Origin of the sequence: Rhizobium sp. 18065, assembly GCF_902706095.1 — a bacterium.
In the GTDB taxonomy this organism is placed as follows: Bacteria; Pseudomonadota; Alphaproteobacteria; order Rhizobiales; family Rhizobiaceae; genus Allorhizobium.
Genome location: NZ_CACSJP010000007.1, coordinates 287,673 through 312,407, shown reverse-complemented (window position 1 = coordinate 312,407; position 24,735 = coordinate 287,673). Strand labels below are relative to the sequence as shown.

The 24,735-nt window shown below is 61.5% G+C and carries 25 protein-coding genes, 1 tRNA gene and 1 riboswitch; of the genes, 9 read left to right on the top strand and 17 right to left on the bottom strand.

The annotated features are described in order from the left end of the window. Nucleotides 1-83: 83 nt before the first annotated feature. The gene (locus GVK95_RS18105; protein WP_159952097.1) at nucleotides 84-914 is read left to right on the top strand and encodes a DMT family transporter; all 831 of its coding nucleotides are present in this window, start codon (nucleotides 84-86) and stop codon (nucleotides 912-914) included. Nucleotides 915-986: 72 nt separating this feature from the next. On the opposite strand, the gene GVK95_RS18100 is transcribed toward GVK95_RS18105, so the two are convergent. Both GVK95_RS18100 and GVK95_RS18095 read right to left on the bottom strand, forming a co-directional pair. Further along, nucleotides 987-1,817, bottom strand: a complete 831-nt coding sequence (locus GVK95_RS18100; RefSeq protein ID WP_159952096.1) for an aldo/keto reductase — start codon at nucleotides 1,815-1,817, stop codon at nucleotides 987-989. A gap of 192 nt (nucleotides 1,818-2,009) precedes the next feature. After that, complete coding sequence (locus GVK95_RS18095; RefSeq protein ID WP_200844320.1) at nucleotides 2,010-2,540, bottom strand: L,D-transpeptidase family protein; 531 nt, start codon at nucleotides 2,538-2,540, stop codon at nucleotides 2,010-2,012. Between the two features lie 153 nt (nucleotides 2,541-2,693). Between GVK95_RS18095 and GVK95_RS18090 the strand changes: the two genes are divergently transcribed. Together GVK95_RS18090 and GVK95_RS18085 are read left to right on the top strand one after the other, a co-directional pair. After that, complete coding sequence (locus GVK95_RS18090; RefSeq protein WP_159952095.1) at nucleotides 2,694-3,377, top strand: response regulator transcription factor; 684 nt, start codon at nucleotides 2,694-2,696, stop codon at nucleotides 3,375-3,377. 155 nt (nucleotides 3,378-3,532) lie between these two features. Further along, nucleotides 3,533-3,988 (top strand): cyclic nucleotide-binding domain-containing protein, encoded by a 456-nt coding sequence (locus GVK95_RS18085; protein ID WP_159952094.1) that lies wholly within the window; start codon nucleotides 3,533-3,535, stop codon nucleotides 3,986-3,988. A gap of 13 nt (nucleotides 3,989-4,001) precedes the next feature. Here the strand turns inward: GVK95_RS18085 and GVK95_RS18080 are convergent, their stop codons facing one another. From GVK95_RS18080 to tesB, 6 genes are all read right to left on the bottom strand, one after another. After that, nucleotides 4,002-4,805, bottom strand: coding sequence for an exodeoxyribonuclease III (locus GVK95_RS18080; protein ID WP_159952093.1), 804 nt, complete (start codon nucleotides 4,803-4,805; stop codon nucleotides 4,002-4,004). 113 nt (nucleotides 4,806-4,918) lie between these two features. Then, on the bottom strand, nucleotides 4,919-5,575 hold the full coding sequence (locus GVK95_RS18075) for an outer membrane lipoprotein carrier protein LolA (RefSeq protein WP_159952092.1): 657 nt from the start codon (nucleotides 5,573-5,575) through the stop codon (nucleotides 4,919-4,921). Between the two features lie 106 nt (nucleotides 5,576-5,681). Next, nucleotides 5,682-8,360 carry a DNA translocase FtsK gene (locus GVK95_RS18070; RefSeq protein WP_159952091.1) on the bottom strand — a complete coding sequence of 893 codons (2,679 nt, stop codon included), beginning with the start codon at nucleotides 8,358-8,360 and terminating at the stop codon, nucleotides 5,682-5,684. Between the two features lie 234 nt (nucleotides 8,361-8,594). Next, nucleotides 8,595-9,956: an ammonium transporter gene (locus GVK95_RS18065; RefSeq protein ID WP_200844315.1), complete on the bottom strand. Its 1,362-nt coding sequence runs from the start codon at nucleotides 9,954-9,956 to the stop codon at nucleotides 8,595-8,597. Nucleotides 9,957-9,983: 27 nt separating this feature from the next. Continuing rightward, nucleotides 9,984-10,334, bottom strand: a complete 351-nt coding sequence (locus GVK95_RS18060; RefSeq protein WP_007601534.1) for a P-II family nitrogen regulator — start codon at nucleotides 10,332-10,334, stop codon at nucleotides 9,984-9,986. A gap of 217 nt (nucleotides 10,335-10,551) precedes the next feature. Beyond that, nucleotides 10,552-11,436 carry an acyl-CoA thioesterase II gene (tesB, locus tag GVK95_RS18055; protein ID WP_159952090.1) on the bottom strand — a complete coding sequence of 295 codons (885 nt, stop codon included), beginning with the start codon at nucleotides 11,434-11,436 and terminating at the stop codon, nucleotides 10,552-10,554. A gap of 56 nt (nucleotides 11,437-11,492) precedes the next feature. Here tesB and GVK95_RS18050 point away from each other — a divergent pair, with 56 nt between their 5' ends. After that, nucleotides 11,493-12,734 (top strand): ubiquinone biosynthesis hydroxylase, encoded by a 1,242-nt coding sequence (locus GVK95_RS18050; protein ID WP_159952089.1) that lies wholly within the window; start codon nucleotides 11,493-11,495, stop codon nucleotides 12,732-12,734. 107 nt (nucleotides 12,735-12,841) lie between these two features. On the opposite strand, the gene GVK95_RS18045 is transcribed toward GVK95_RS18050, so the two are convergent. From GVK95_RS18045 to GVK95_RS18030, 4 genes are all read right to left on the bottom strand, one after another. Further along, the gene (locus GVK95_RS18045; protein WP_007601528.1) at nucleotides 12,842-13,033 is read right to left on the bottom strand and encodes a Trm112 family protein; all 192 of its coding nucleotides are present in this window, start codon (nucleotides 13,031-13,033) and stop codon (nucleotides 12,842-12,844) included. Nucleotides 13,034-13,041: 8 nt separating this feature from the next. Further along, complete coding sequence (locus tag GVK95_RS18040; protein ID WP_159952088.1) at nucleotides 13,042-13,719, bottom strand: LON peptidase substrate-binding domain-containing protein; 678 nt, start codon at nucleotides 13,717-13,719, stop codon at nucleotides 13,042-13,044. Nucleotides 13,720-13,831: 112 nt separating this feature from the next. After that, a complete protein-coding gene (gene trxA / locus GVK95_RS18035) occupies nucleotides 13,832-14,833 on the bottom strand; it encodes a thioredoxin (protein WP_159952087.1) in 1,002 nt (333 codons plus the stop codon). Between the two features lie 67 nt (nucleotides 14,834-14,900). Then, entirely contained in the window at nucleotides 14,901-15,437 is a 537-nt protein-coding gene (locus GVK95_RS18030; protein WP_159952086.1) for a prolyl-tRNA synthetase associated domain-containing protein, read from the bottom strand. Nucleotides 15,438-15,705: 268 nt separating this feature from the next. Between GVK95_RS18030 and GVK95_RS18025 the strand changes: the two genes are divergently transcribed. Next, nucleotides 15,706-15,780: transfer RNA gene (locus tag GVK95_RS18025), tRNA-Gly, on the top strand. A gap of 127 nt (nucleotides 15,781-15,907) precedes the next feature. Here GVK95_RS18025 and GVK95_RS18020 read toward each other — a convergent pair. The 5 genes from GVK95_RS18020 to GVK95_RS18000 all read right to left on the bottom strand — a co-directional run bounded on the left by GVK95_RS18020 (nucleotide 15,908) and on the right by GVK95_RS18000 (nucleotide 20,620). Beyond that, complete coding sequence (locus GVK95_RS18020) at nucleotides 15,908-16,918, bottom strand: aldose epimerase family protein (protein WP_159952085.1); 1,011 nt, start codon at nucleotides 16,916-16,918, stop codon at nucleotides 15,908-15,910. 34 nt (nucleotides 16,919-16,952) lie between these two features. Further along, nucleotides 16,953-18,137, bottom strand: coding sequence for a VWA domain-containing protein (locus GVK95_RS18015; protein WP_159952084.1), 1,185 nt, complete (start codon nucleotides 18,135-18,137; stop codon nucleotides 16,953-16,955). Nucleotides 18,138-18,143: 6 nt separating this feature from the next. Further along, nucleotides 18,144-18,608 (bottom strand): GNAT family N-acetyltransferase, encoded by a 465-nt coding sequence (locus GVK95_RS18010; protein ID WP_159952083.1) that lies wholly within the window; start codon nucleotides 18,606-18,608, stop codon nucleotides 18,144-18,146. Nucleotides 18,609-18,610: 2 nt separating this feature from the next. Then, nucleotides 18,611-19,534: a homoserine O-succinyltransferase gene (gene metA / locus GVK95_RS18005; protein WP_159952082.1), complete on the bottom strand. Its 924-nt coding sequence runs from the start codon at nucleotides 19,532-19,534 to the stop codon at nucleotides 18,611-18,613. A 91-nt stretch (nucleotides 19,535-19,625) separates the two neighbouring features. Continuing rightward, nucleotides 19,626-19,703: riboswitch (SAM riboswitch) on the bottom strand. A gap of 74 nt (nucleotides 19,704-19,777) precedes the next feature. Next, on the bottom strand, nucleotides 19,778-20,620 hold the full coding sequence (locus GVK95_RS18000; protein ID WP_159952081.1) for a MoxR family ATPase: 843 nt from the start codon (nucleotides 20,618-20,620) through the stop codon (nucleotides 19,778-19,780). 409 nt (nucleotides 20,621-21,029) lie between these two features. Between GVK95_RS18000 and GVK95_RS17995 the strand changes: the two genes are divergently transcribed. From GVK95_RS17995 to GVK95_RS17985, 4 genes are all read left to right on the top strand, one after another. Then, nucleotides 21,030-21,311 carry a cold-shock protein gene (locus GVK95_RS17995; protein WP_159952080.1) on the top strand — a complete coding sequence of 94 codons (282 nt, stop codon included), beginning with the start codon at nucleotides 21,030-21,032 and terminating at the stop codon, nucleotides 21,309-21,311. Beyond that, nucleotides 21,275-21,415: a hypothetical protein gene (locus tag GVK95_RS25060; RefSeq protein ID WP_200844314.1), complete on the top strand. Its 141-nt coding sequence runs from the start codon at nucleotides 21,275-21,277 to the stop codon at nucleotides 21,413-21,415. The genes GVK95_RS17995 and GVK95_RS25060 overlap by 37 nt, the downstream gene beginning before the upstream one ends. Nucleotides 21,416-21,585: 170 nt before the next feature. After that, nucleotides 21,586-22,236 (top strand): thiamine diphosphokinase, encoded by a 651-nt coding sequence (locus tag GVK95_RS17990; RefSeq protein WP_159952079.1) that lies wholly within the window; start codon nucleotides 21,586-21,588, stop codon nucleotides 22,234-22,236. Nucleotides 22,237-22,240: 4 nt separating this feature from the next. Continuing rightward, the gene (locus tag GVK95_RS17985; RefSeq protein ID WP_159952078.1) at nucleotides 22,241-24,073 is read left to right on the top strand and encodes an ABC-F family ATP-binding cassette domain-containing protein; all 1,833 of its coding nucleotides are present in this window, start codon (nucleotides 22,241-22,243) and stop codon (nucleotides 24,071-24,073) included. Nucleotides 24,074-24,735: the final 662 nt, after the last annotated feature.

Genomic DNA, 24,735 nt, shown 5'->3' with positions numbered 1-24,735 from the left:
AAACTGTCATGCAGCCCCTCCTTGATGGCCTTTTTCATGCTCAATCCGAAACTCTCCACCGTCAGCGCCTGCGCGGTGCGCGCATGAGCGTGATTGCCATCGGTCTGGCGCTGGTTGCCGCCGTTCTTCATGCCAGCTGGAACGCTTTTTTGCGCACCGGAAACGATCGTCTCTGGTCGATCACCGTGATGAGCCTCGCCGGCAGCGTCATAGCGCTGCCGTTCCTGTTCCATTTTCCGCTGCCGGACCTTGCGGCCTGGCCCTATATCGTGCTCTCGGCCAGCCTGCAGGTCGGCTACAGCCTGTTTCTCGTGGCGGCTTACCGTCACGGCGAGCTGGGTCAGGTCTACCCGATCGTGCGCGGCTCCGTGCCGCTGCTGGTGACGCTGGGCGGCTTCCTGTTCTTCGGTGAACTGCTCGGACCTTACCAAACGCTTGGCGTTGCACTGGTTGCCGCCGGGATCATGAGCCTGTCGCTCGGCAAGACGCGGGCAGCGACTTCCTCGTTGCTGTTTGCGCTTGCCACCGGCTTTATCATCGCCTGCTATTCAACGGTGGATTCGAAGGGCGTGAAGCTCGTCGAGCAGCCGGTTGCCTATGCGATGTGGGTACTGTTCCTGTTTGGCGTGATGATCTGCGTCACCTATGGCGTGTTGCGCCGTGGGTTGCTGATCGATTTTCGTGCCAGTGTCACCTGGAAGGCGTTTGCCGGCGGCGTTGTCGCGATGATGGCCTATGGCCTTGTTGTGGTCGCCTATTCGTTTGCTCCGGCCGGTCTGGTGACCGCGGTGCGGGAAACCAGTGTCGTCTTCGCGGTCCTGATCGGGGCAGCGTTTCTCGGTGAACCCCTGACGGTCAAGCGGGTGGCCGCCTGCCTCACCGTGGCCGCCGGCGCGATCTGTGTCAGTCTCTAATCATCATCGAGACGAAAAAGGCGGCCCTCGGGCCGCCTTCCTTGTCGTGGTTAACAAAATGTTACACGTGAATCAAAAGGTTGCGGCCTTCGGATCCGGGCCGATACGGGCACCTGCATCGTCCAGTGCGTTGAGTTCTGCCAGGTCGTCACTCGAAAGCTTGAAATCGAAGACCTTGAAGTTTTCGACGATCCGCGATGGCGTGACGGACTTCGGAATGACCACGAGGCCATTGTCGATATGCCAGCGGATGATCACCTGTGCCGGTGCGCGGCCAAGCCGCTCGGCAATCTTGCCGATGACCGGGTTGGACAGTAGCTTGCCCTGACCAAGCGGGCTCCAGGACTGCGTGGCGATCTTGTGCGTCTCGTGAAAGGCGCGCGTCGTTTTCTGCTGGAAGTCTGGATGCAGTTCGATCTGGTTGATGACAGGCACGACGCCGGTTTCTCCGATGATCTTTTCCAGATGTTCGGGATAGAAGTTCGAGACGCCGATCGATTTTGCCCGTCCTTCTTCCCTGAGCTTGGCAAATGCCTTCCATGTATCGACGAACAGGCCGCGATGGGCCGATGGCCAGTGGATGAGATAGAGGTCGACATAGTCGGTGCCGAGACGCTTCAGGCTGGCATCGAAAGCCTTGAGGGTCTGCTCATAGCCCTGGTCGACGTTCCACAGCTTGGTGGTCAGGAAGATATCGCTGCGGGCCACGCCCGACTGCTTTGTGCCCTTGCCGACGCCTTCCTCGTTTTCATAGACCGCCGCCGTATCGACATGGCGATAGCCGGCCTCGAGTGCTGCCTTGACCGCGGGAGCGGCCTCGTCATTCGGGGTCTGCCAGACGCCAAGGCCAACCTGGGGAATGCTGTTGCCATCGTTCAGGGTAATATGGGTTTGTTCTGTCATCGGTGAAATCTCCATGAAGTATCGGGCGATTGAAGACGGCGGAGGTCTTCAGAAATGGTTCGTGCTGGCACAGTTTATCCAGCAGTCGGAATTGGGCCGTGACAAGGGGCATGCCTCTGTTTCCAATTCCCTACTTAGGGAGGCTGCCGGCCAATGAAAGGGCAGTGCGGTGCAATTTGGCTGATCGTGCTGTCAGAGAACCTGAAGGCGGGTTCTGGCCGTGAGGTAAGGCAAAAGGCGGCGCATGTCGCGCGGGTGGAGTGCGACGCAGCCTTCCGTCGGCTGATAGCCGGGACGGGCGATATGAAAGAAGATGGCCGAGCCGCAGCCGCGCTTTCGGCAAGACAGGTTCCAGTCGAGAACGATACAGAGGTCGTAAAGCTCGTCGTCGCGCATCAGTCGTTCGTGGCTCGGCCGGAACGGCGCCTTGACCGGACGATTGTAGCTGGCATGATCGGGTGCGTCGCACCAGAGCATGGTGGTCAACGCCCGCTGCATGGGCAGCGCGGTCTTCGTTTCACGTACCCGGTCGCCGCGCAGATAGCCGGAGACGAGTTTCATCGTCGCGATCGGGGTTGCGCCGTCGCCTTCGCGCTTGCGGCTGGTGGTTTCCGAGCGGCCGATGGCGGCGCGCAGGCGCAAGGGTCCCGCCTGGAGGATCGCCTGGCTCTTGCCGGTCGGCGCCCGACGCACCAGCAGCCGGCGCAGCGTCTTTTCCGGCATTTTCGGCTTGTCGGCTCTGGCATTCACGAGATTTTGCCTTGTTCGTGAAGAATGTTGTATTCATAGCACTTCATATGTTTCGGCAAAGCCATAAATGACTGAAGATAAGAGCATAAGCCTTCGAAAATACGACCCAATCTGGAAGGATCAAGAATGACGGCGCGGACCATTCTGCTCGTGGATGACGACGAGGATCTGAGGCAGATCCTGGTCGAACAGCTCTCGCACTATGAAGAGTTCCAGCTTCTGCAGGAAAGCAATGCCACGCGCGCCATGCAGACGGCAAAGACCAGCCAGGTCGACCTGCTGATCATGGATGTCGGGTTGCCGGATATGGATGGGCGCGAGGCGGTCAAGCTGCTGCGCAAGGGTGGCTTCAAGTCGCCGGTGATCATGCTGACCGGCCACGATACCGATTCCGATACGATCCTCGGCCTGGAAGCTGGCGCCAACGACTATGTCACCAAGCCGTTCCGTTTTGCCGTGCTGCTCGCCCGCATCCGCGCCCAGCTCCGCCAGTTCGAGCAGAGCGAAGACGCGACCTTCGGCGTCGGCCCCTATCTGTTCAAGCCGAGCCAGAAACTGCTGACCACCGACGACGGCAAGAAGATCCGGCTGACCGAAAAGGAATCGGCGATCATCCGCTATCTCTATCGCGCCGGCCAGAAGGTGGTCACGCGTGACGTGCTGCTCGAAGAGGTCTGGGGCTACAATTCCGGCGTCACCACCCATACGCTGGAAACCCATGTCTACCGCCTGCGCCAGAAGATCGAGCGGGATCCGTCGAATGCCGAGATCCTGGTCACCGAGAATGGTGGCTACAAGATCATTCCCTGATGTCCATCCTTTGCTGATCTCAGTTCCGGCCGCATTTCAGACGCAGCCGGGGATGACGTCACCGGATGGGTCGTCTCATGCAAGCTTTTGCGCTAAGGCTTGAGCACCACTGCCAAGAATGGCAGTGGCTTGGCGTCTTGCGACGGGAGACCACGATGGCACTGAGCGACGATATCGATCTGCTTTCGGCAGTCCCGCTCTTTTCCGGCCTGGATACGGACCAGCTGCGCCTGATCGCCTTTGGCGCCGAACATCGGCAGGTCGCGGCAGGGCAGGCGCTGTTTCGTGAAAAGTCCCCGGCCGAATGTGCCTATGTGGTGGTCAGCGGCGCGCTGGAACTGCATGTCATCGGCCGCGGCGGCAAGTCCCGGCTCGAGACCACGGTCGGCAAGGGCGTCATGCTGTCCGAGCTTGCGCTGGTGACCATGGTCGAGCGGAAGTTCACCGCAGTCGCGGCGGAAGACGTCGATGTCATCCGCATCACCCGGGCGATGTTTCACAGGCTATTGGAAGAATATCCGGCGATGGCGCGGCATGTCGAGGCGCGCATCAAGCAGTCGATCAGTGCGCTGGTCGAAGGAACGGCCGCCATGGCCGTCCGTTTCGAATAAACATAGCCTGCTATCAGATATCGAACGTTGCTGTGACCGGGACATGGTCGGACGGCTGATTCCAGCCGCGCGCTTCCTTCAGGATGTCGACACGCTTGAGCAACGGCGCCAGATCGGCCGATGACCAGATGTGGTCGAGGCGCCGGCCCTTGTTGGCGGCGGCCCAGTCCTTGGCGCGGTAGCTCCACCAGGTGTAGAGCTTCTCGCTGTCGGGCACATTCTGGCGCATCAGGTCGACCCAGTTGCCCCGCCGCATGATGTCCAGCAGACCCTCGGTCTCGACCGGGGTATGGCTGACGATCTTCAGCATCTGCTTGTGCGACCAGACGTCGTGCTCGAGCGGCGCGATGTTGAGGTCGCCGACCAGAACCGATGCCGTGCCCGGTTCGCCATCGGCCGCCAATGCCTTCATTTCCGTGATGAAATCGAGCTTGTGGCCGAATTTCGGGTTGATTTCGCGATTGGGTTCGTCACCGCCGGCGGGCACGTAGAAATTGTGCAGGCGAATGCGGCGGCCAGCCCATTCGAACACCGCCGAGATGTGGCGGCTGTCGCCGACGCCGCAATAGTCCTGGCGATGGTCTTCGGTCAGCGGCAGGCGCGAGCAGATGGCGACGCCGTGATAGCCCTTCTGGCCATGCAGGACGATGTTCTTGTAGCCGAGTGCCGCGATCTGCTCAGTGGGGAACTGGTCGTTCTGGCACTTGATCTCCTGCAGGCAGAGAATGTCCGGGCTCGCCTGCCTGAGGAAATCCTCGACGATCGGCAGGCGCAGGCGCACCGAATTGATGTTCCAGGTGGTGATCGAAAGCGTCATGGCGGTTGTTCCCCAGATGTCTCCCGTTCTTAGAAAGTTTCATCCGTCATGAACAGGAAAAGGCGGCCGGACATGTCTGTCCGCCGCCTTTCTCCACAGTTGAGGCTTGCCGATCAGCGCTGCTGGTTGTGAACGTCCGCATAGGGAATTTCAAAGACGCTCTGGTCGAAGTCGACGCCGGTCTGGACGTTGAAGATCATCACCGACGTGTCCTTCTTCTGCAGATCGGTGATGGTCCACTGGCGCAGTTCGAAGGTCTTCGGGTCGAACATCAGGGTGATCGTCGAATCGCCGAGCAGGGTCTTGTCGCCCAGCACGATCGTGGTCAGGTCGGCCTCTTCCTTGACGTCGCGGACCATCTTGTTGCCGAGGTCGATGCGTTCGGCCAAAAGCAGGCTGAGCGGCGTCTTCGACAGCGGATAGAGATCCCAGGTCTTCAGCTTGGTATTGCCGATCACGACATTCTTACCGTCGGCGATCACGCGCATCGGCGAGGGCTTCTCGTAGTTGAAGCGCAGCTTGCCCGGGCGCTGGATGAAAAACTTGCCGCCGGTCTGTTCGCCGCGCGGACCGAACTGGACAAATTCGCCCATCATGTTCTTCACGCTGGAGAAATGGTCGGCGATCTTCTGGGCGGCATCGGTCGCGGCAAATGCAGGCATTGGCGGCAGAGCGGCATAGGCCATGAAAGCCGCAGCGCCCAGGACGAACTGGCGACGGGAGGTCAACGCAGGCATGAAGGCCTCGCGTTCTGCATTATCTTCACTCATCCGGTACTCCTTCATATGCTTGCATGTCTTGCCGAAAAAGGCGGCGGCTTCATGACGCAAGCCTGCGCGTCCTGTGCGGCAACTCGTCCCAGCCGCGCTTGTTCCATCACCTTTCGATGTCGGATTCCGTGGGGACGAGGATCTCGCGTTTGCCGGCATGATTGGCCGGTCCGATGATGCCCTCCTTCTCCATGCGCTCGATCAGCGAGGCGGCGCGGTTGTAGCCGATGCCGAGGCGGCGCTGGACATAGGAGGTGGATGCCTTGCCGTCGCGCAGCACGATCGCAACCGCCTGGTCATAGGGATCGTCGGATTCCGACAGGTTGGAGGTGCCGGCCGGTCCGCCGCCCTCTTCGCCGTCGTCATCATCGACCGTGATGGCTTCGAGATATTGCGGAGAGCCTTGCGTCTTCAGGTAGGCGACGATTTCCTCGACCTCGTTGTCGGAGACAAACGGCCCGTGCACACGCTGGATGCGGCCGCCACCGGCCATGTAGAGCATGTCACCCATGCCGAGCAGCTGTTCGGCGCCCTGCTCGCCGAGAATGGTGCGGCTGTCGATCTTGGACGTCACCTGGAAGGAGATGCGGGTCGGGAAGTTGGCCTTGATCGTGCCGGTGATGACGTCGACGGACGGGCGCTGGGTCGCCATGATCACGTGGATGCCGGCTGCACGCGCCATCTGCGCCAGACGCTGCACGGCGCCTTCGATGTCCTTGCCGGCGACCATCATCAGGTCGGCCATTTCGTCGATGATCACGACGATATAGGGGATCGGCTGCAGGTCGAATTCTTCGGTCTCGTAGATCGCCTCGCCGGTCTGGCGGTCGAAGCCGGTCTGCACGGTGCGGGTCAGCACCTCGCCCTTTTCCAGCGCCTGCTCGACGCGGCTGTTGAAGCCGTCGATATTGCGCACGCCGATCTTCGACATCTTCTTGTAGCGCTCTTCCATCTCGCGGACGGTCCATTTCAGCGCAACGACGGCCTTTTTCGGGTCGGTCACGACCGGCGACAGCAGATGGGGAATGCCGTCATAGACCGAGAGTTCGAGCATTTTCGGATCGATCATGATCAGGCGGCACTTTTCCGGCGACAGCCGGTAGAGCAGCGACAGGATCATCGTGTTGATGGCGACAGACTTGCCGGAGCCGGTGGTGCCGGCGACCAGCAGATGCGGCATCTTGGCAAGGTCGGCGATGACAGGTTCGCCGCCGATAGTCTTGCCGAGTGCCATGGCGAGCTTGGCCTTGTTGCCGTCGAAATCCTTCGAGCCGATCAGCTCGCGCAGGTAGACGGTCTCGCGTGTCTGGTTGGGCAATTCGATGCCGATGGCGTTGCGGCCGGGGACGACGGCGACGCGGGCGGCGATCGCGCTCATCGAGCGGGCGATGTCGTCGGCAAGACCGATGACGCGGGACGACTTGATGCCCGGTGCCGGCTCCAGTTCGTAGAGCGTCACGACCGGGCCGGGACGGACATGGATGATCTCGCCCTTGACGCCGAAATCGTCGAGCACTCCTTCGAGCAGGCGGGCGTTGTGTTCCAGCGCTTCGGCCGACAGCGTCGCGTCGCGGGCAACCGCGCGGGGTTCCGCGAGAAGATGCACGGAGGGAAGCTGGAAGCCGTCGGGGCGCAGCAGCGAACCCTGCGCATCTCGCTCGACGCGGGCGCCGGGCTTGGGGCGGCTGGCAGGGGCTGAGACGCGCGGCGAGCTGCGGCCGGCGCCGATATTGCGCGAGGGTGCTGCCGGCGGCGCATTCCAGTCGTCCTCGTCGTCCGGCAGGATACCGGCCGGGCGCGGCATGTCGTCCATGTCGAATGCGCCGTCGTCATCGTCGAAATGGCCGCTGGCCATCGGTGGTGGCGAAACGATCGAGCGGGTGGCTGGTCGCGGAGCACCCTCGAGCACAGGCTCCTGGCGGGCATGCAAGGCGGGTGCCTTCGGACGGCTCGGCTCATTCAGCGTGCCGAATTCGTCATCGTTGAAGTCGTAGGGCTGGTCGAAGTCGCGGCGGCTGCGCTCGGCCGGCTTCAGGCCGAACAGCCGGCGCATGCGGGCGCGGGTCGTGTACCAGTTGTGGGCAATCGCGCCGAGCGCCAGGGCGATTGGCCCTTCCGGCTCATCATCGTCATCGGCCTCGATGGCTTGCGCCATGCTGCGGCTCTTGTCTGCCGGGGCCTTGATCTGGGGTGCCGGAATTTCCGGTTCGCTGCGGCCGACAATGCCGGCGGCAAACAGCAGAAGCCATGCGGTCGGCACGGCGAGGATGGAGCCCATAACCATGGCAAAGGTGCCGGTCGGATAGGCCCCGATGAACAGGGCCGGGAAGCGCAGGATCAGATCGCCCAGCACGCCGCCGGTGCCGCTCGGCAGCGGCCATGTCAGCGGCGGCGGGAAACAGCCGACTGTGGCGGCGGCAACCAGCGCGCCGACCAGCCAGGCGGCAAGGCGGCCGGGTACGCGGGTCAGTCTGCGTGCACCGATCAGGGCGAAGGACCAGGCAAGCACCGGCAGCAGGGCCAGCAGGCTGGCGAGGCCGAAGAACTGCATCATCAGATCGGCAAAGACTGCACCCGAAAGCCCGAGGATATTGGTCGGCTGGTTGTCGGTGGCATAGGACAGGCTCGGATCGGCGACATTCCAGGTGGCCAGCGACGCAACCGCGAGCACCAGCAGCAGGAAGAGGCCAAAACCGGCCAGCGAGTAGATCTGGCGCAATACGAAAGCGGTCAGCACGAAACGAGCCGAGTGTTCGGGAAGTGCTGCCGAATTTCCTCTGTTCATCTGAATGCCTGTCCGTCCGCGTGAGGTCACTGCTACGCCTTTGACCGGTTGGGGACCGGCATGGCTTTGCGATATCCTACAGGCCCGAGGGTTAATGCGGCATTAACCATGGCAATCCGATCCGCTCCGCAGGGGTACAGAAGATGCGATTTGCGCATAAAAAGACGCCCGGTCCTTGCGGTCCGGGCGTCTTTCAGGCTTGCGAATTGGCCGCGCCGGAGCGCGATCCGTGTCTTAGTTGTGGTAGGCAGCTTCGCCGTGCGAGGCGAGGTCGAGACCTTCGCGTTCGGCTTCGACCGGAACGCGCAGGCCAACGATGACGTCGGTGATCTTGAACAGGATCGCCGAGCCGACGCCGCACCATACGACGGTGACGAGAACGGCCTTCACCTGGGTGAAGAACTGCGCACCCATGGTCACGCCTTCGGCGTAACCAATGCCACCCAGCGCCGACGAGGCGAAGATGCCGGTTGCCAGCGCGCCGAACAGGCCGCCGATGCCGTGGACGCCGAAGACGTCAGCGGTGTCGTCGTAGCCGAACTTGTTCTTGATCACGGAGACGAAGAAGTAGCACAGCGGGGAGACGATCAGGCCCATGACGATCGCACCCATCGGACCGGCAATGCCGGCGGCCGGGGTGATGACGACGAGACCGGCGATCATGCCGGAAGCCGCGCCGAGCATGGATGCCTTGCCGCGGGTGAAGGTTTCGACGATCGACCAGGACACAACAGCGGCTGCCGTTGCAACGAAGGTGTTGATCGTGGCGAGCATGGCGCCGCCGGTGGCTTCAAGGTTCGAGCCGGCGTTGAAGCCGAACCAGCCGAACCAGAGCATGGCCGCACCAACCAGGGTGAGGGTCATGGAGTGCGGAGCCATCATGTCCTTGCCGTAGCCGGTGCGCTTGCCGACCATGATCGCGCCAACCAGACCGGCAACGCCGGCGTTGATGTGCACGACGGTACCGCCGGCGAAGTCAAGTGCGCCCCAGCCGAAGATCAGGCCGTTTGCGTCCCAGACCATGTGGGCGATCGGGAAGTAGACGAAGGTGACCCAGAGCAGGCAGAAGAGAACCGATGCCGAGAACTTGATGCGTTCGGCAAAGGCGCCGACGATCAGGGCCGGGGTGATGGCGGCAAACGTCATCTGGAAGACGATGAAGATGTATTCCGGAATGACGGCGTCAGAGAAAGTTGCCGCCGTGCTGTCCGGCGTGACACCGGCCAGGAAGAGCTTGGCGAAACCGCCGAAATACGGGTTGGTCGATCCGCCGAAGGCGAAGGAGTAGCCGTAGAGAACCCATGCGATCATGATCGCAGAGCCGATAACGGTGCACTGCATGAGAACGGAGAGCATGTTCTTGGCGCGCACGAGGCCGCCGTAGAACAGGGCAAGGCCCGGGATCAACATGAAGAGGACGAGGATGGTGCAGACGAACATGAAGGTGGTGTCACCCTTGTTCGGAACCGGCGCGGCAGCGGCCGCTTCGGCAACAGCAGGTGCTGCTTCCTGCGCGAAGGCGATGACCGGCGCCAGCAGTGCTGCCGACGCGGCGCCAATGCGCAGCAATGTGGATTTCGACTTGGCAAATGACATCAGAAAAAACTCCCCTAGCGGCCGTTCTTACAGAGCTTCGGTATTGGTTTCGCCAGTGCGGATACGCACGGCCTGATCAATCGGATAGACAAAGATCTTGCCGTCGCCGATCTGACCTGTCTTGGCCGACGATGCGATGGCTTCAACAGCCTTGTCCGCAAGCTCGGAGGAAACTGCGATCTCGATCTTCAGTTTCGGCAGAAAGCTGACGGCATATTCCGTGCCGCGGTAGATTTCAGTATGTCCCTTTTGGCGTCCGTATCCCTTGACCTCGGTCACGGTCAGGCCCTGGATGCCCACAGCGGTGAGGGCTTCGCGCACCTCGTCCAGCTTGAACGGCTTTATGATAGCCATCACAATCTTCATCTGGTTTCCCATCCTTTGCTTGTCCTCGGCGCGGAGCCGACTCTCCTTGACGCAGGCTAGATCAATTTGCCTAGCGACCAGACACTGCCATTCAAACTATGTGCCAGTTTGGGAGACGACGAATAAGTTATTGAAATGTAAAGATTATAAAGAGTCGTTCTAATAAACAGGCAAATGAACGGGCGATGTGCGCACAAAAAATAGGCAAAAAAACAAAATTGCCGGCGTTTTAATCATTTGCTCTTTTGCGGATCAAACCCTCCTGGGCGACCGAAGCAATGAGGCGGCCATCACGGGTAAAAATGCTGCCGCGGGTCATGCCCCTGGCGCCGGCAGCGCTCGGGCTGTCCTGGGTATAGAGCAGCCAGTCGTCGAGTGCGCAGGGTCGGTGGAACCACATCGCATGATCTAGGCTTGCCACCTGCAGCTCGGGATCGAAGATCGACGTGCCATGGGCATAAAGCGAGGTGTCGAGCAGGGTCATGTCGGACAGATAGGCAAGGATCGCTGCCCGGTAGTGGCCATCTTCGGGAACGATGCCTGCGGCACGGACCCAGATATGCGCCTGCGGATCGAGCTTCTCCTTCGACAGGTAGTGGACCAGCGACACGGGGCGGATCTCGATCGGCCGCTCGCGGCCCCAGTATTTCTTCACCATGTCCGGCGCCTTGGCGAGGAAGGCTTCGCGGAATTCCGTCTCGCCCATCAGCTGTTCCGGCCGCGGCACGTCGGGAATGGCGACCTGATGGTCGAAGCCCGGTTCTGCGAGCTGGAAGGAGGCAGACATGGAGAAGATGGCCTTGCCATGCTGGATGGCCACGACGCGGCGTGTGGTGAAGCTCGCGCCATCGCGAATGCGCTCGACCTGATAGACGATCGGCACCGAAGGATCGCCGGGCCGCATGAAATAGGCATGCAGCGAATGCACCAGGCGATCGGTGTCGACGCAGCGTTGCGCGGCCATCAGCGCCTGGGCAATCACCAGCCCGCCGAAGACGCGTTGCCAGCCATTCTGCGGGCTGTTGCCGCGAAACAGGTTTTCCTCGAGCTTTTCCAGATCGAGACGCTCGATCAGATCCTGCATCGGTTTCGTCTGTTCATGTGGCTGCGACATAATGCATGGCTCCGCTTATAGGCACCCGTTCAAGGCTGATCTATATAGGAGCCAGAATGTCTACAAGAGCAAAGGATTTCGCCATGCTGGATGTGCTGGTTGTTGGCGGCGGCTATGTCGGTCTTTCGGTTGCGGTTGCGATCAAGCAGGCCGCGTCCCACCTGAATGTCGAAGTGATCGAGGCAGCCCCGGAGGATGCCTGGAAGAAGGATCCTCGCGCCTCTGCCATCATTGCCGCAGCGACGAAGATGCTCGATGTTTTCGGTCTCTGGGACCGAATCCAGCCGGATGCCCAGCCGATCAACCGAATGATCGTCACCGATTCGAAGACATCCGATCCGGTACGCCCGGTGTTTCTCACCTTTGACGGCGCGATCGAGGACGGTCGTCCCTTTGCCCACATGATCCCGAATGTCAGCATGGTGGCTGCACTGCGCGATGCCTGCGCTGCTGCCGGCATTGCGATCCGCCACGGTCTGCGGGCCACCGGATTTCGTGATACCGGTCCGTCCGCCGAACTGACGCTCTCTGATGGCACGGTTGTCGCCGCCCGGCTCGTGGTCGCCTGCGACGGCGTGCGCTCAAAGCTGCGCGATCTGGCCGGGATCAAGACCGTTACCTGGAACTACAACCAGTCCGGTATCGTCACCACGGTCGAGCACGAGCGCCCGCACGAGGGCGTGGCCGAAGAGCATTTCCTGCCGGCCGGGCCGTTTGCCATCCTGCCGCTCAAGGGCAATCGTTCGTCGCTGGTCTGGACCGAGCGCACGGCCGATGCCGATCGTCTGGTCGCCTCGGACGAACTCGTCTTCGAGGCCGAACTGGAGCGGCGTTTCGGCCACAAGCTCGGCCAGATCCGCGCGACAGAAGATCGCCGCGCCTTCCCGCTCGGGCTGACACTGGCGCGTGCCTTCGTCACGCCGCGGCTGGCGCTGGCGGGCGATGCGGCGCATGGCATTCATCCGATCTCGGGCCAGGGTCTCAATCTCGGCTTCAAGGATGTTGCGGCATTGGCGGAAACCGTCGTCGATGCCGACCGGCTCGGGCTCGACATCGGTTCGCTCCATGTGCTCGAGCGCTATCAGACCTGGCGGCGGTTCGACACGTTCCGCATGGGCGTCACCACCGACGTGCTTAACCGGCTGTTTTCCAACGACATCACGCCGATCAGGGTCTTGCGCGATCTCGGCCTCGGGATCGTCGATCGCCTGCCGAGCCTCAAGGGTTATTTCATCCGCGAGGCGGCCGGTACATCTGCCGGCGAGGGGCCAAGGCTGCTATCCGGCCAGTTCATCTGAAGGACTGGCCTCCTCCCGCCCGCACGCAGGGTCATGGCCAGGGTCATGGCCAAGGCCATGGCCAGCGACAGCGGGGCGTACGGCGCCATGGCCGCGTCGGCGGGCGTTCAGTCTTCCAGCTTGCGGGCTTCCGACACCAGCATGATCGGGATCCCGTCCCGGATCGGATAGGCAAGCCGTGCCTTTTCCGAGATCAGTTCATTGTGCTCGCGATCGAATTTCAGCGTGTTCTGCGTCAGTGGGCAGACCAGCAGCTCCAGCAGCTTCGGATCGACCAGGCTGGTGCGGTTCTCGACCATGGCGCTCTCTATTGCAGCATGCTGTCGGCATCGCCGAAGGTGCGCGCGAGTACGATCTCGGTAATGGCGATCAGCGTCTCGGCGCGGGTCTTGAGGTCCGGGGCTTCAAGCAGGGCCTGCTTTTCCGCCGGACCGAAAGGCGACATCATCGACAGCGAATTGACCAGTGTCACATTGCTGGCGCGCTCGACGCTTTCCCAGTCCGCTTCCAGCTTGTTGGCATCGAGATAGGCACGAAAAGCAGCCAGCAGGCCGACACGATCGACCTGACCTTCGTCCTCGCTGGTGGTGAGGTCGGTGATGAACGGTGCGATATGGAAGGATCGGTATGGCTTGGAGCCGGCCACTTCCTCCAGCAGCCGGAACCGGCAGATGCCGGACAGCGAGATGACATAGCGGCCGTCGCCGGTCTCGGTAAACGATGTGATGCGCCCGATACAGCCGACCTGGGAAAGCGCTGGCCTTTCCGGCAGGATATTGGTCTGCGGCTCGCTCATCGCCGGCTGGATCATGCCGATCAGCCGATTGCCGGAAAGGGCTGCGTCGAACAGCGCCAGATAACGCGGTTCAAAGACGTTGAGGGGCAGTTGCCCGCCGGGCAAAAGCAGCACGCCGGAGATCGGGAAAACGGGGATTGTCTCCGGCAAGTCACCGGCGGTCAGATATCTGGCATTTCCCACTTGCATCGAAGCACATCCTGTCCGGCCAAAACCGGCCTCTAGTCTCACTTCCTTATTTGGAACACGCGGGGCAAAACTCAAGGCCGCGCGGTGGAGTTCGGCAAAAGAGTGGTCGGCGTCACGAAAAGAGAATCGAGGACAGCTTGCGGCGGGCCATGATCGTTGCCGGCTCCTTCGGTCCCCAGACCTCGAAAAACTGCAGCAGCTGGCGGCGTGCACCGTCGTCGTCATAGGCGCGGTCGCGTCGCATGATCAGCAGCAGATGTTCGGCCGCTTCCTCGCGCCTGCCTTCGACATTGCGGATCTTGGCAAGCTTCATGCGCGCGTCGTGATCGTCGGGATCGAGCGAAAGCGTGTGTTCGAGCGCCACCGGATCGCCGAGCTTGCGCGCCTCGTCGATCTGGTCGAGACGCTTCAATTGCGCCTGCACTTCCGGTGCCTTGGCAAGTTCTTCCGGCAATTGTGTCAGCAGTTCGCGGGCGCGGACATGCTGGTTGGCGACAATCATGCATTCGGCCATGCCGGCCAGCGCCTTGACATTGTCCGGATCGGCCTGGAGCACGGCGGCAAACAGCTGCGCCGCACCGTCGATGTCGCCGGCTGCGACCAGGCCGGAAGCCTCTTCCAGTACAGCCGCGATCTCGGCTGCCTGGTCGGCACCGGCGGGGCCTGCGACCTTGTCGATGAATTGCTTGACCTGGCTTTCCGGCAGCGCGCCCATGAAGCCGTCGATCGGACGGCCGTCGACGAAGGCGACGACGGCCGGGATCGACTGGATGCCGAGCTGGCCCGGAATGGCCGGATGATCGTCGATGTTCATCTTGACCAGCTTGACGCGGCCCTCGGCCTCGTTGACGGCCTTTTCGATCACGGGGGTCAATTGCTTGCACGGGCCGCACCAGGGGGCCCAGAAATCGACCAGAACCGGCTGCAGGCGCGATTCCTCCAGCACGTCCCTGGTGAAGCCCGCCGTTGTCGTATCCTTGATCAGCGCCGCTGCCGGGGCTTGGCTTGCTGCTTGGCTTGGCGCGGGGCTCGCTGCGGGGCTGTCGCCAAATTGCGCCTTGGCCGTCATCTGCTGGTTGCCGTAACCGCCAAAGGGATTGCCGTAGTCGCTCATGTGCGTTTCTCCCGCCTGTTTTTCGCCCGCCTGATCAGGGCTGCTGAACTGCCTTAAAGATCGTATGTCAGGCTGTCACTTTCAAGACAAGCGGCTGATGGCCGGTTGCCTCGATGAAGCGCAGCAGGTCCTGGCTGCCGATCGAGGTTGTCGCATCATTCGAGAGCGGATGCCCGTTGATGATTTCATGTTTCATCAGATCGGCGTCGAGCACGAAAGTCACATTGTTGCCGGTGTCGTTGATCGCGCCGAACGCGGTCACGGCACCTGGCACGACGCCGAGATAGTCCATCAGCTTTTCCGGCTTGCCGAACGACACCTTGCTGGCAGCGCCGATGATCGTGTGCACGGTCTTCAGATCGACCACGGCGTTTTCCTCGACGGTGAGCAGGAAGAAATGGTCCTTCTTATCCTTGACGAAAAGGTTCTTGGTATGGCCGCCGGGGATCTCGTCGCGCAAAGACACCGATTCGGCCACGGTGAACACCGGCGGATGGGTCTTGGTCTTGTGCTCGATGTTCAGTCCATCAAGAAAGCGGAACAGATCTTCCGCGGTTTTGGCATCGGCATTTAGCGGCTGGGCAATATCGGTTTCGGCGGTCATTTTGGCATTCCTGTTCAAGGCTGTTGCGGCAGGTCTAGCGGATTCCGCCGCCAGAGATAGGCCCGTCTCCGACACCTGACAATCTAACGCGCGGCAGAAAAGCCCGCGTTTTCTGGGGTTTGCGAGATTTTTTCAACTTCGCTGCATTTTTTTCGCAGCAAACTTTCATTTCCCTGTTGCAATTGAAAATCGTTTGAGCGATATAGCGCCCGTCGCCGCAGAAACGGCGGCCCACGATCCACTGACTACCCCAGGATCGAGGTTATGAGCGGGTGTAGCTCAGGGGTAGAGCACAACCTTGCCAAGGTTGGGGTCGAGCGTTCGAATCGCTTCACCCGCTCCATTTTCTTCCAATGACGACATTGATGGAAATTGGCACGCCACGGCGTGTTGCGGTTTCATGTGCCTATTTCACGTTTCGTGGATGTCGGGACAGGCGCGCACGAACCTGCCCCCTTCGAACCCATCACTTAGCTCTTCGAAAACACATAATCCGTTTCCTGGCGCAGGACTTCGCCCGGACGCAGGACCGCATTGGGGAAGCCCTTGTGGTTGATGGCGTCCGGCCAGATCTGGGTTTCCAGGCAGAAGCCGGCAAAGGCGCCGTAGCGGCGGCCGTCCAGTCCGGGAGCGTCGGGTGCGACCTTGCCGCCGGCATAGAACTGCACGCCGGGCTCAGTGGTGCGGACTTCCAGCGAGACGCCGGAATTGACGCTGCGGGCCAGTGCCACGCTGCGCTTGTCGGTCCGGGCGGGCGAGAAGCAGAAATTGTGGTCATAGCCCAGTTGCGCGCCGTCCACCGTCTGCCGGATCGGGCGCATCTCGCGAAAATCGAAGTCGCTGCCGGCGACGGGACGGATCTCGCCGGTGGGGATCAGCCGGTCGTCGACCGGGGTAAAATGATCGGCGGCGATCATCAGGTCATGGCCGAGAATGTCATCGCGGCCATCGAGATTGAAATAGGAATGATGGCAGACATTGGCGATGGTCGGCTTGTCGGTCGTGGTCTCGAAGACGACCGACAGCGTGCCTTCCGGCTTTAGCGTATAGGTCGTCGTGGTCCGCGTAGTGCCGGGATAGCCGGCGCGGCCTTCCGCGTCGCTGATTTCCAGCGTCACGCTGTCGGGAGACAGGCCGAGGATCTTCCAGTTGCGCTTGCCCATGCCGTCGGAGCCGCCATGCAGATGGCTTAAGCCGCGCTCGTTCAATTCGAGCTGGTAGTCGGTGCCGTCGAGCGTGAAGCGGCCGTTGCCGATGCGGTTGGCGCAGCGGCCGGGCGTGGCGCCGAAATAGGGCGAGTGGTTGAGGTAGCCGTCGAGCGTGTCGAAGCCGAGCACCAGCGGCGCGGCATGGCCTTCCAGGCGCAGATCCTGCAGGGCTGCGCCATAGGTGATGATCGAGGCCGTCAGGCCGCCGCCGCTCAGCGTCACCTTGTCGACGGTCTCGCCGTTTGCCGTCTGTCCGAATGCCTGCCTTGCCATGTGTCTCTCCCGGTATTGCGTTTGTTGTTCTGTCTTATCGTGCCAGTTCGCGGGCCGCCGCCTCCAGGCCACCCAGCGTCAGGGGAAACATCCTGTTCTCCAGCAACCGGCGAATCAATCCGACCGACATCGTATAGTCCCATTGCGGCTCGGTCAGTGGATTGATCCATAGATGGCGGCGGAAATGTCCGGTCAGCCTCTGCAGCCAGACCGCGCCACTTTCGGTGTTCCAGTGTTCGACAGAGCCACCCGGCTGGGTGATCTCGTAAGGGCTCATCGCCGCATCGCCAACAAAGATCAGCCGGTAGTCCGGCCCGAAAGTGCGGATGATATCCTGTGTCGCGATCGTATCGGCATGGCGCCGACGATTGTCCTTCCAGACCCGCTCATAAGGGCAATTGTGGAAGTAGAAATAGTCCATGTGGCGAAACTCGGCGCGGGCCGCCGAAAACAGCTCCTCGACGCCTTTGACATGATCGTCCATCGAACCGCCGATGTCGAAGAACATCAGCAGCTTGACCGCATTCTTGCGCTCGGCCTGCGTCTTGACGTCGAGATAGCCGTGTTCGGCGGTGGCGCGGATCGTGCCGGCAAGGTCGAACTCTTCGGCTGCTCCTTGCCGGACAAACCGGCGCAACCGTCTCAGCGCGACCTTGATGTTGCGGGTTCCCAGCTCGACATTGTCGTCGAGATTGCGGAATTCGCGGCTATCCCAGACCTTGACCGCGCGCCGGTGACGGCTCTCCTCCTGACCGATGCGCACGCCTTCCGGATTGTAGCCATAGGCGCCGAAAGGCGAAGTGCCGGCGGTGCCGATCCATTTCGAGCCGCCCTGGTGGCGCTCTTTCTGCTCGGCGAGGCGCTGTCGCAGCGTTTCCATCAGTGCGTCGAAGCCGCCCAGCGCCTCGATCAGCTTCTTGTCATCTTCCGAAAGGTGCCTTTCGGCAAGCCTGCGCAGCCATTCGTCAGGGATGGCAACGGTCTCGCCGCCGTCGCCCGACGGCTCGGCAACGAGGCCGCCGAAGATTTCGCCGAACACACGGTCAAAACGGTCGATGAAACGCTCGTCCTTGACCAGCGTCGTTCGGGCGAGAAAATAGAAGCCGTCGATATCGAAATCGACCAGCCCCGCCTGCATGCCCTCCAGCAGCGACAGATATTCCCGCAGCGTCACCGGGATCTTCTCTTGTCTGAGCCGCAGGAAGAAAGGCAGGAACATCGGCGTTCAGAGGTTCTTCTGGTAGATGATGAAGGGCGTCTTGTCGGCGATCCTGTCATAGAGCCGCCTGGCTGTCCCGTTGAATTCCTGGGTCATCCAGTAGACCTCCCTGGCATTCTCCGCTTCTGCCACCCGATAGACCGCCTCGATCAGGGCCCGGCCGATGCCCTTTCCGCGGACATCCGGGTCGGCGTAGAGGTCCTGCAGGTAGCAGATGTTGTCGATATGCCAGCAGGAGCGATGGAAGAGGATATGGGCAAGGCCGACGGGTCTGCCGTCGACCAATGCCAGCAGCCCGCGATATTCGCCGGCACCGCCGGAGATGAGCCGGGCAAAGGTCGCCTGATAGATCTCCTCCGGCAGTTCGGTTTCGTAGAAGGCCAGATAGGCCTTCCACAGACGCCGCCAGTCCTGTTCGTCGGCTGCGATAAGCGGCCGGATTTCCACGAGTGCTGCGTCTGAATGGGCCATGGCTACAGATCCTTGCCGATCTCGTTCACATCATAGGGCGTCGTCTGGTAGATCTCGTTGATCCAGTTGCCGAACAGCAGATGCGCATGGCCGCGCCAGCGATTGAGCGGCGCCAGCGTGTCGTCGTTATGGGGGAAATAGTTGTGCGGCATCTTGATCGGGATGCCGGCATTGACGTCGCGGAAATATTCATCCGCCAGCGAGGTGGAATCATATTCGACGTGGTTGAACATATAGAGGCGCTTGGCGCGGTCCTCCTGCACCAGGCAGACGCCCATCTCGTCGGATTCGAGCAGGATGTTCAGGCTCTTTTCCGTCTCGATCTCGGCACGGCGGACTTCCGTCCAACGTGACACAGGCACCTGGAAATCATCGGAAAAGCCGTTGAGGAACACCGAGGATGGCGCCAGGTTGCGATGGCGATAGACGCCGAATGCCTTTTCCTTCAGCGGATGCTTCGGCACCTTGTGAAAATGGTAGATCGCCGCCATCGCGCCCCAGCAGACATTCATCGACGAATGCACATGGGTTTCGGTCCAGTCGAAGATCTGCGCCATCTCATTCCAGTAGGTGACATCCTCGTATGGCATGGTCTCGACCGGCGCGCCGGTGACGATGAAGCCGTCGAACTTGCGGTGCTTCACCTCGTCCCAGGTCTGGTAGAAGGACAGGAGATGCTCTTCGGACGTGTTTTTCGCCTTGTGGCCGCCGACGCGCACCAGAGTGAGCTCGACCTGCAGCGGCGAGGCGCCGATCAGGCGGGCAAACTGCAGTTCCGTCTTGATCTTGTTCGGCATGAGATTGAGCAGGCCGATCTGCAGCGGGCGGATGTCCTGGCGGACAGCCACCGTTTCGGTCATCACCCGAACGCCCTCATGCACGAGGGTTTCAAAGGCGGGCAGTGTATCGGGAATCCTGATCGGCATCTTGCTCTCAACTTTCCGTGTCGCGACGGTACTAGACCGCCAAAACAAAAATACCGGCAGCTTTGCATATCGCTACCGGTCCTTGGAAAGTGTTGAACTTGCCTCGGCCCTTTAGCGACTTATTTTACGTGGCTGCAAGCCGGCCGGCCAAATCACCACGAAACACCCGCGCTGTTTACGCCTGTCAGGCCTGCAAATCAACGAAAAAACATGGCGCAATGCAGCGCAGGTGAGGTGCTACCGCTAGCGCCCCTCCCGACGCGCCATAAAGGCCAGCCGTTCGAAAAGATGCACATCCTGTTCGTTCTTCAGCAGCGCGCCGTGCAGTTTCGGCAGCGCGTGTTTCGGATCGCCGCGCAGGTCGGCGGGATCGATATCGTCGGCGACCAGCAGCCGGATCCAGTCGAGTGCCTCGGATGTCGAGGGCTTCTTGCGCAGGCCGGGCGTCTCGCGGATCTCGTAGAACTGGGTCAGCGCATTGCGCAGCAGTGTCTGCTTGATGCCGGGGTAGTGCACCTCGACAATGCGGGCCAGCGTGTCGGCTTCGGGGAAGCGGATATAGTGGAAAAAGCAGCGGCGGAGAAATGCGTCCGGCAGTTCCTTTTCGTTGTTCGAGGTGATGATGACGATCGGCCGGACCCTGGCCTTCACCAGTTCGCCGGTCTCGTAGACATGGAATTCCATGCGGTCGAGTTCCTGCAGCAGGTCGTTGGGAAACTCGATATCGGCCTTGTCGATCTCGTCGATCAGGAGCACGCATTTCCGCTCGGCGGCAAAGGCTTGCCAGAGCTTGCCGCGGCGGATGTAGTTGCCGACGTCATTGACGCGCGGGTCACCGAGCTGGCTGTCGCGCAGCCGCGAAACGGCATCATATTCGTAGAGACCCTGCTGCGCCTTGGTCGTCGACTTGACGTTCCATTCGATCATCTCGAGGCCAAGGGCTGCGGCCACCTGGCGCGCCAGCTCGGTCTTGCCGGTGCCGGGCTCGCCCTTGACCAGCAGTGGCCGCTCCAGCGCAATCGCGGCATTGACCGCGATCATCAGATCCTTGTCGGCGACATAGTCGGCGGTCCCGGTGAACTGCATTGTCTGTTTCCTCATGCGCTGTCTGGTGCGAAACCTAGTGAGCCTGGCGGGTTCATGCAAGCGCAAGCCGGTCCTCGATCCGGGTGTCGGATACGGGCTAGCCGGGGTGTTGCGGCGCAGATAAAGCTTGTATTTACGCCGAAATCTGACAGTCTGAAGCGACTTCAGTTTCACACGTCCAGTTGAGGCGCGTCTCCCCCCACAGGGACGGGATCACCGGCGCCGGATGTGTCAGATTTTTCTTCCTTGATCAAAACAAAGCCGGCCACCGTCTTGCGGTCGTCGCCACCAGCCGTCGCAATGGCGGGCTTGCGTGTCTTTTCGAAACAGAAACTTCCCCCGGTATGCGATCAGAGCGTCCCGGCGGCTTTGCTACACCCGCAGCGCCCGGCGCGCGGAGGAGACCCTGATGAGTGGACATAAATTTGCAATCGGCGACATGATCTTCCTGAAGGACGGTCCTGTGCGCGTGGCGCGTACGCCGGGTGTCTGCAAGATCACCGCGACGCTGCCCGAGACCGGCGGCAAACGCCAATACCGGGTGCGCTTCGAAGCCGAGAATTTCGACCGTTGCGTCGGCGAAGACGATATCGACCCCACCCGCAGCCAGACGCCGAAACAGGCGCCGGCCCATATACAGAAGGAACAAGGTCCATGGCTAAAGGTCAACAGCGTTCGAACCGCGAAGTAAGAAAGCCGAAGAAGGACAAGGACAAGCCTGCCTCTTCTGCTCCGGTTTCCAGCTTCACCAATCAGATGAAGACGGCCGAAACCACCGGCACCAAGAAGCGCTGACGGGTCCGGCCCTGCAGCCGTCACGATCGATCCGCGGCAACGGCATGCGTTGCCGCGCTTTCCTTGCGTGATCTGGCATCGCGTGAATCGGCATCGTGTCGTCTGGCATTGCATGATCGGGGCGTGATCGGGCTTTTGCTTTTGGCACAAGATGGGTTATGGGCAGAGCCATGACGCAGCGCATCTTTTCCATCCTTCTCGGCGGGCTTGTCGAACCGACCGACCGGCTGAAGGCCGCCGTCGCTGAAAGCCGCGTGATTGCGGCCGATGGCGGCATGCGCCATGCGGCCGTACTCGGTCTCAAGCCGGAGCTCTGGGTCGGGGATTTCGACAGTTCGGACGATCTGCCGGTCGAGGATTTTCCCGATGTGCCGCGCATGCCCTATCCGGCGCGCAAGGCCTCGACCGATGGCGAGATCGCCGTCGACGCGGCTCTGTCGCGCGGTGCGACGCGGCTGATCCTGGCCGGTGCGCTCGGCGGCGAACGCTCCGATCATGCGCTGATGCATCTTCTGTCGGCGGTGGCGCTTGCCAAGCGCGGGATCGACGTGGTGATGAGTTCGGGTCTCGAAGAGGCCTATCCGCTTTTGCGTGCGCCGCGGGTCATCGACCTGCCCAGGGGTTCGCTGTTTTCCGTTCTCGGTCTCACCGATCTTGCCGGCCTGACGATCGAGAATGCCCGTTATCCACTTGCCGATTACGATCTTGCCTTCGGATCGTCGCGCACCATTTCCAACGTCGCGGAAGGGCCTGTGCGCTTCTCGCTGACACGCGGTGACGCGGTGATCCTTGCCCGCCCTCATGACATGACCGGAGCCTGAAGCCTTGGCGCCTCCCATCCTGAAACTCGACGACATCTTTCTTTCCTTCGGTGGCGCCCCGCTGCTCAACGGAGCCAATCTGCAGATCGAACCGGGCGACCGGATCTGCCTGGTTGGCCGCAACGGCTCGGGCAAGTCGACGCTGATGAAGATCGCCGCCGGCATGGTCGAGGCACAGTCGGGCGAGGTTTTCCGTCATCCTTCGTCGACGGTCCGCTACCTGGAACAGGCGCCGGATTTCGGCGCCTACACCACGGTCCAGGCCTATGCCGAAGCCGGTCTTGGGCCGGGCGACGATCCGTATCGCGTGACCTATCTGCTCGAGCATCTGGGCCTCACCGGCCAGGAAGATCCGGCCAGCCTGTCGGGTGGCGAGGCGCGGCGTGCGGCGCTTGCCCGCGTCATGGCGCCCGAGCCCGACATCCTGATGCTCGACGAGCCGACCAACCATCTGGACCTGCCGACCATCGAATGGCTGGAAGGCGAGCTTGCCAAGAGCCGCAGTGCCCTGGTGGTCATCTCCCATGACCGTCGTTTTCTCGAAAAGGTCTCGACCGCCACGGTCTGGCTCGACCGCGGCCTGTCGCGACGGCTCAACCGGGGCTTTGGCCATTTCGAGGAATGGCGCGACAAGGTGCTGGAAGAGGAAGAGATCGAGCAGCACAAGCTCGGCAAGGAAATCCAGCGCGAGGAGCACTGGCTGCGCTATGGCGTGACCGCCAGGCGCAAGCGCAACATGCGCCGCCTCGGCAATCTGCAGAGCCTGCGCGCCGACTATCGCGGCCACAAGGGACCGCAAGGCACGATCCAGGCCTCCGTCAGCGAAGGCCGGGAAAGCGGCAAGCTGGTGGTCGAGGCCGACAAGATCACCAAGGCTTACGGCGACCGGACCATCGTCGCGCCGTTTTCGATCCGGGTGCATCGCGGCGACTGCATCGGCCTGATCGGCCCGAACGGCGCCGGCAAGACGACATTGCTGAAGATGCTGACCGGCCAGATGAAGCAGGATTCCGGCAAAATCAAGCTTGGCACCAATCTCGAGATCGCCGTACTCGACCAGAAGCGCGAGGATCTCGATCCGGACGACACGCTGGCGAATTACCTGACCGACGGCCGCGGAGAAAACCTGCTGGTCAATGGCGAGCAGAAGCATGTGACCGGCTATATGAAGGAATTCCTGTTCCAGCCGGAACAGGCACGTACCCCGATCCGCAACCTGTCGGGCGGCGAGCGGGCGCGGCTGATGCTGGCGCGGATCATGGCCAAGCCGTCGAACCTCTTGATCCTCGACGAGCCGACCAACGACCTCGACATCGAGACGCTCGATCTGTTGCAGGAGATCGTCGCCGGCTATTCTGGCACCGTCATCCTGGTCAGCCATGACCGCGATTTCCTCGACCGCACCGTGACCTCGACGATCGCCCCGGCCGATCCGGAAAATCCGGATGGCCGCTGGATCGAATATGCCGGCGGCTATTCCGACATGCTGGCGCAGCGCAAGGGTGTCGAGGACGAGCGGAAGAAGGCGGAAAAGGCGGAGAAGGCGAAGGCGCAGGAGGCTTCGGGCAAGCCGGCCGAGAGCGGTGGCGCGAAGGGCCGGGGCAAACTGTCGTTCAAGCAGAAGTTCGCGCTGGAGAACCTGCCGAAGGAGATGGAAAAGGCACAGAAGGAGATCGCCGCCCGCGAGGCGAAGATGGCTGATCCGACCCTGTTTGCCAAGGACGCCGCGACGTTCAACAAACTCGCCGCCGAGACGGAAAAGCTGCGCGACAGCGTAACCCGGATGGAAGAGGAATGGCTTGAACTGGAAATGCTGCGCGAGGAACTGGAGGGGTAAGAGGCGGCGCTGCTGATCCACCCCGCTTTTGAGGTCTGGTACATCGATGATGCTGACGTGGTGATTTGCATCTCCTGTCATCATTGAGGGATTGCGATGCGGCGTACAGTGCTTCCGGTGTGATAAGCCTGAGCGTCTGGTGTTTGCCCGCTTTGGCGTTTGGTTCGGGCAACACCTCCTCTGCCCTGCCGGGCAGTTTGTCACTGCAAACGAACCACTGGATCGTTTGCCTCCGTGTTCGGCAACACCCCCTCTGGCCTGCCGGCCATCTCCCCCACAAGGAGGGAGATCGGCAGGTGGTTTGCCGCTCGCCCAAACGGAAATCTTGTTTGTTCGAAGCCGATGCAATGGTGCGATGTCTTGTCGTCCATGTGTTTACCTGAGCAATGCAGTCCATTGCTCTCCCTCGCGCCGAGGCCTCGGCGATCTCCCCCCGCGTGGGGGAGATGTCGGCGGAGCCGACAGAGGGGGGTGAACTGGCGCTGACGTTTGCCGGTACGGCTGTGGCGACGCTCATGGTTCGGTATTCCACCCAACATCCTCATCATTCCAAACCTTCAAAAATCCCATGCCAAAACACCGGTTGGATGTCCTCCTCCGGGGATAGCGTGTCAGTTTCGGACAGGGCGCCAGAAGCAACCTGATTGAATAAATTATATGGC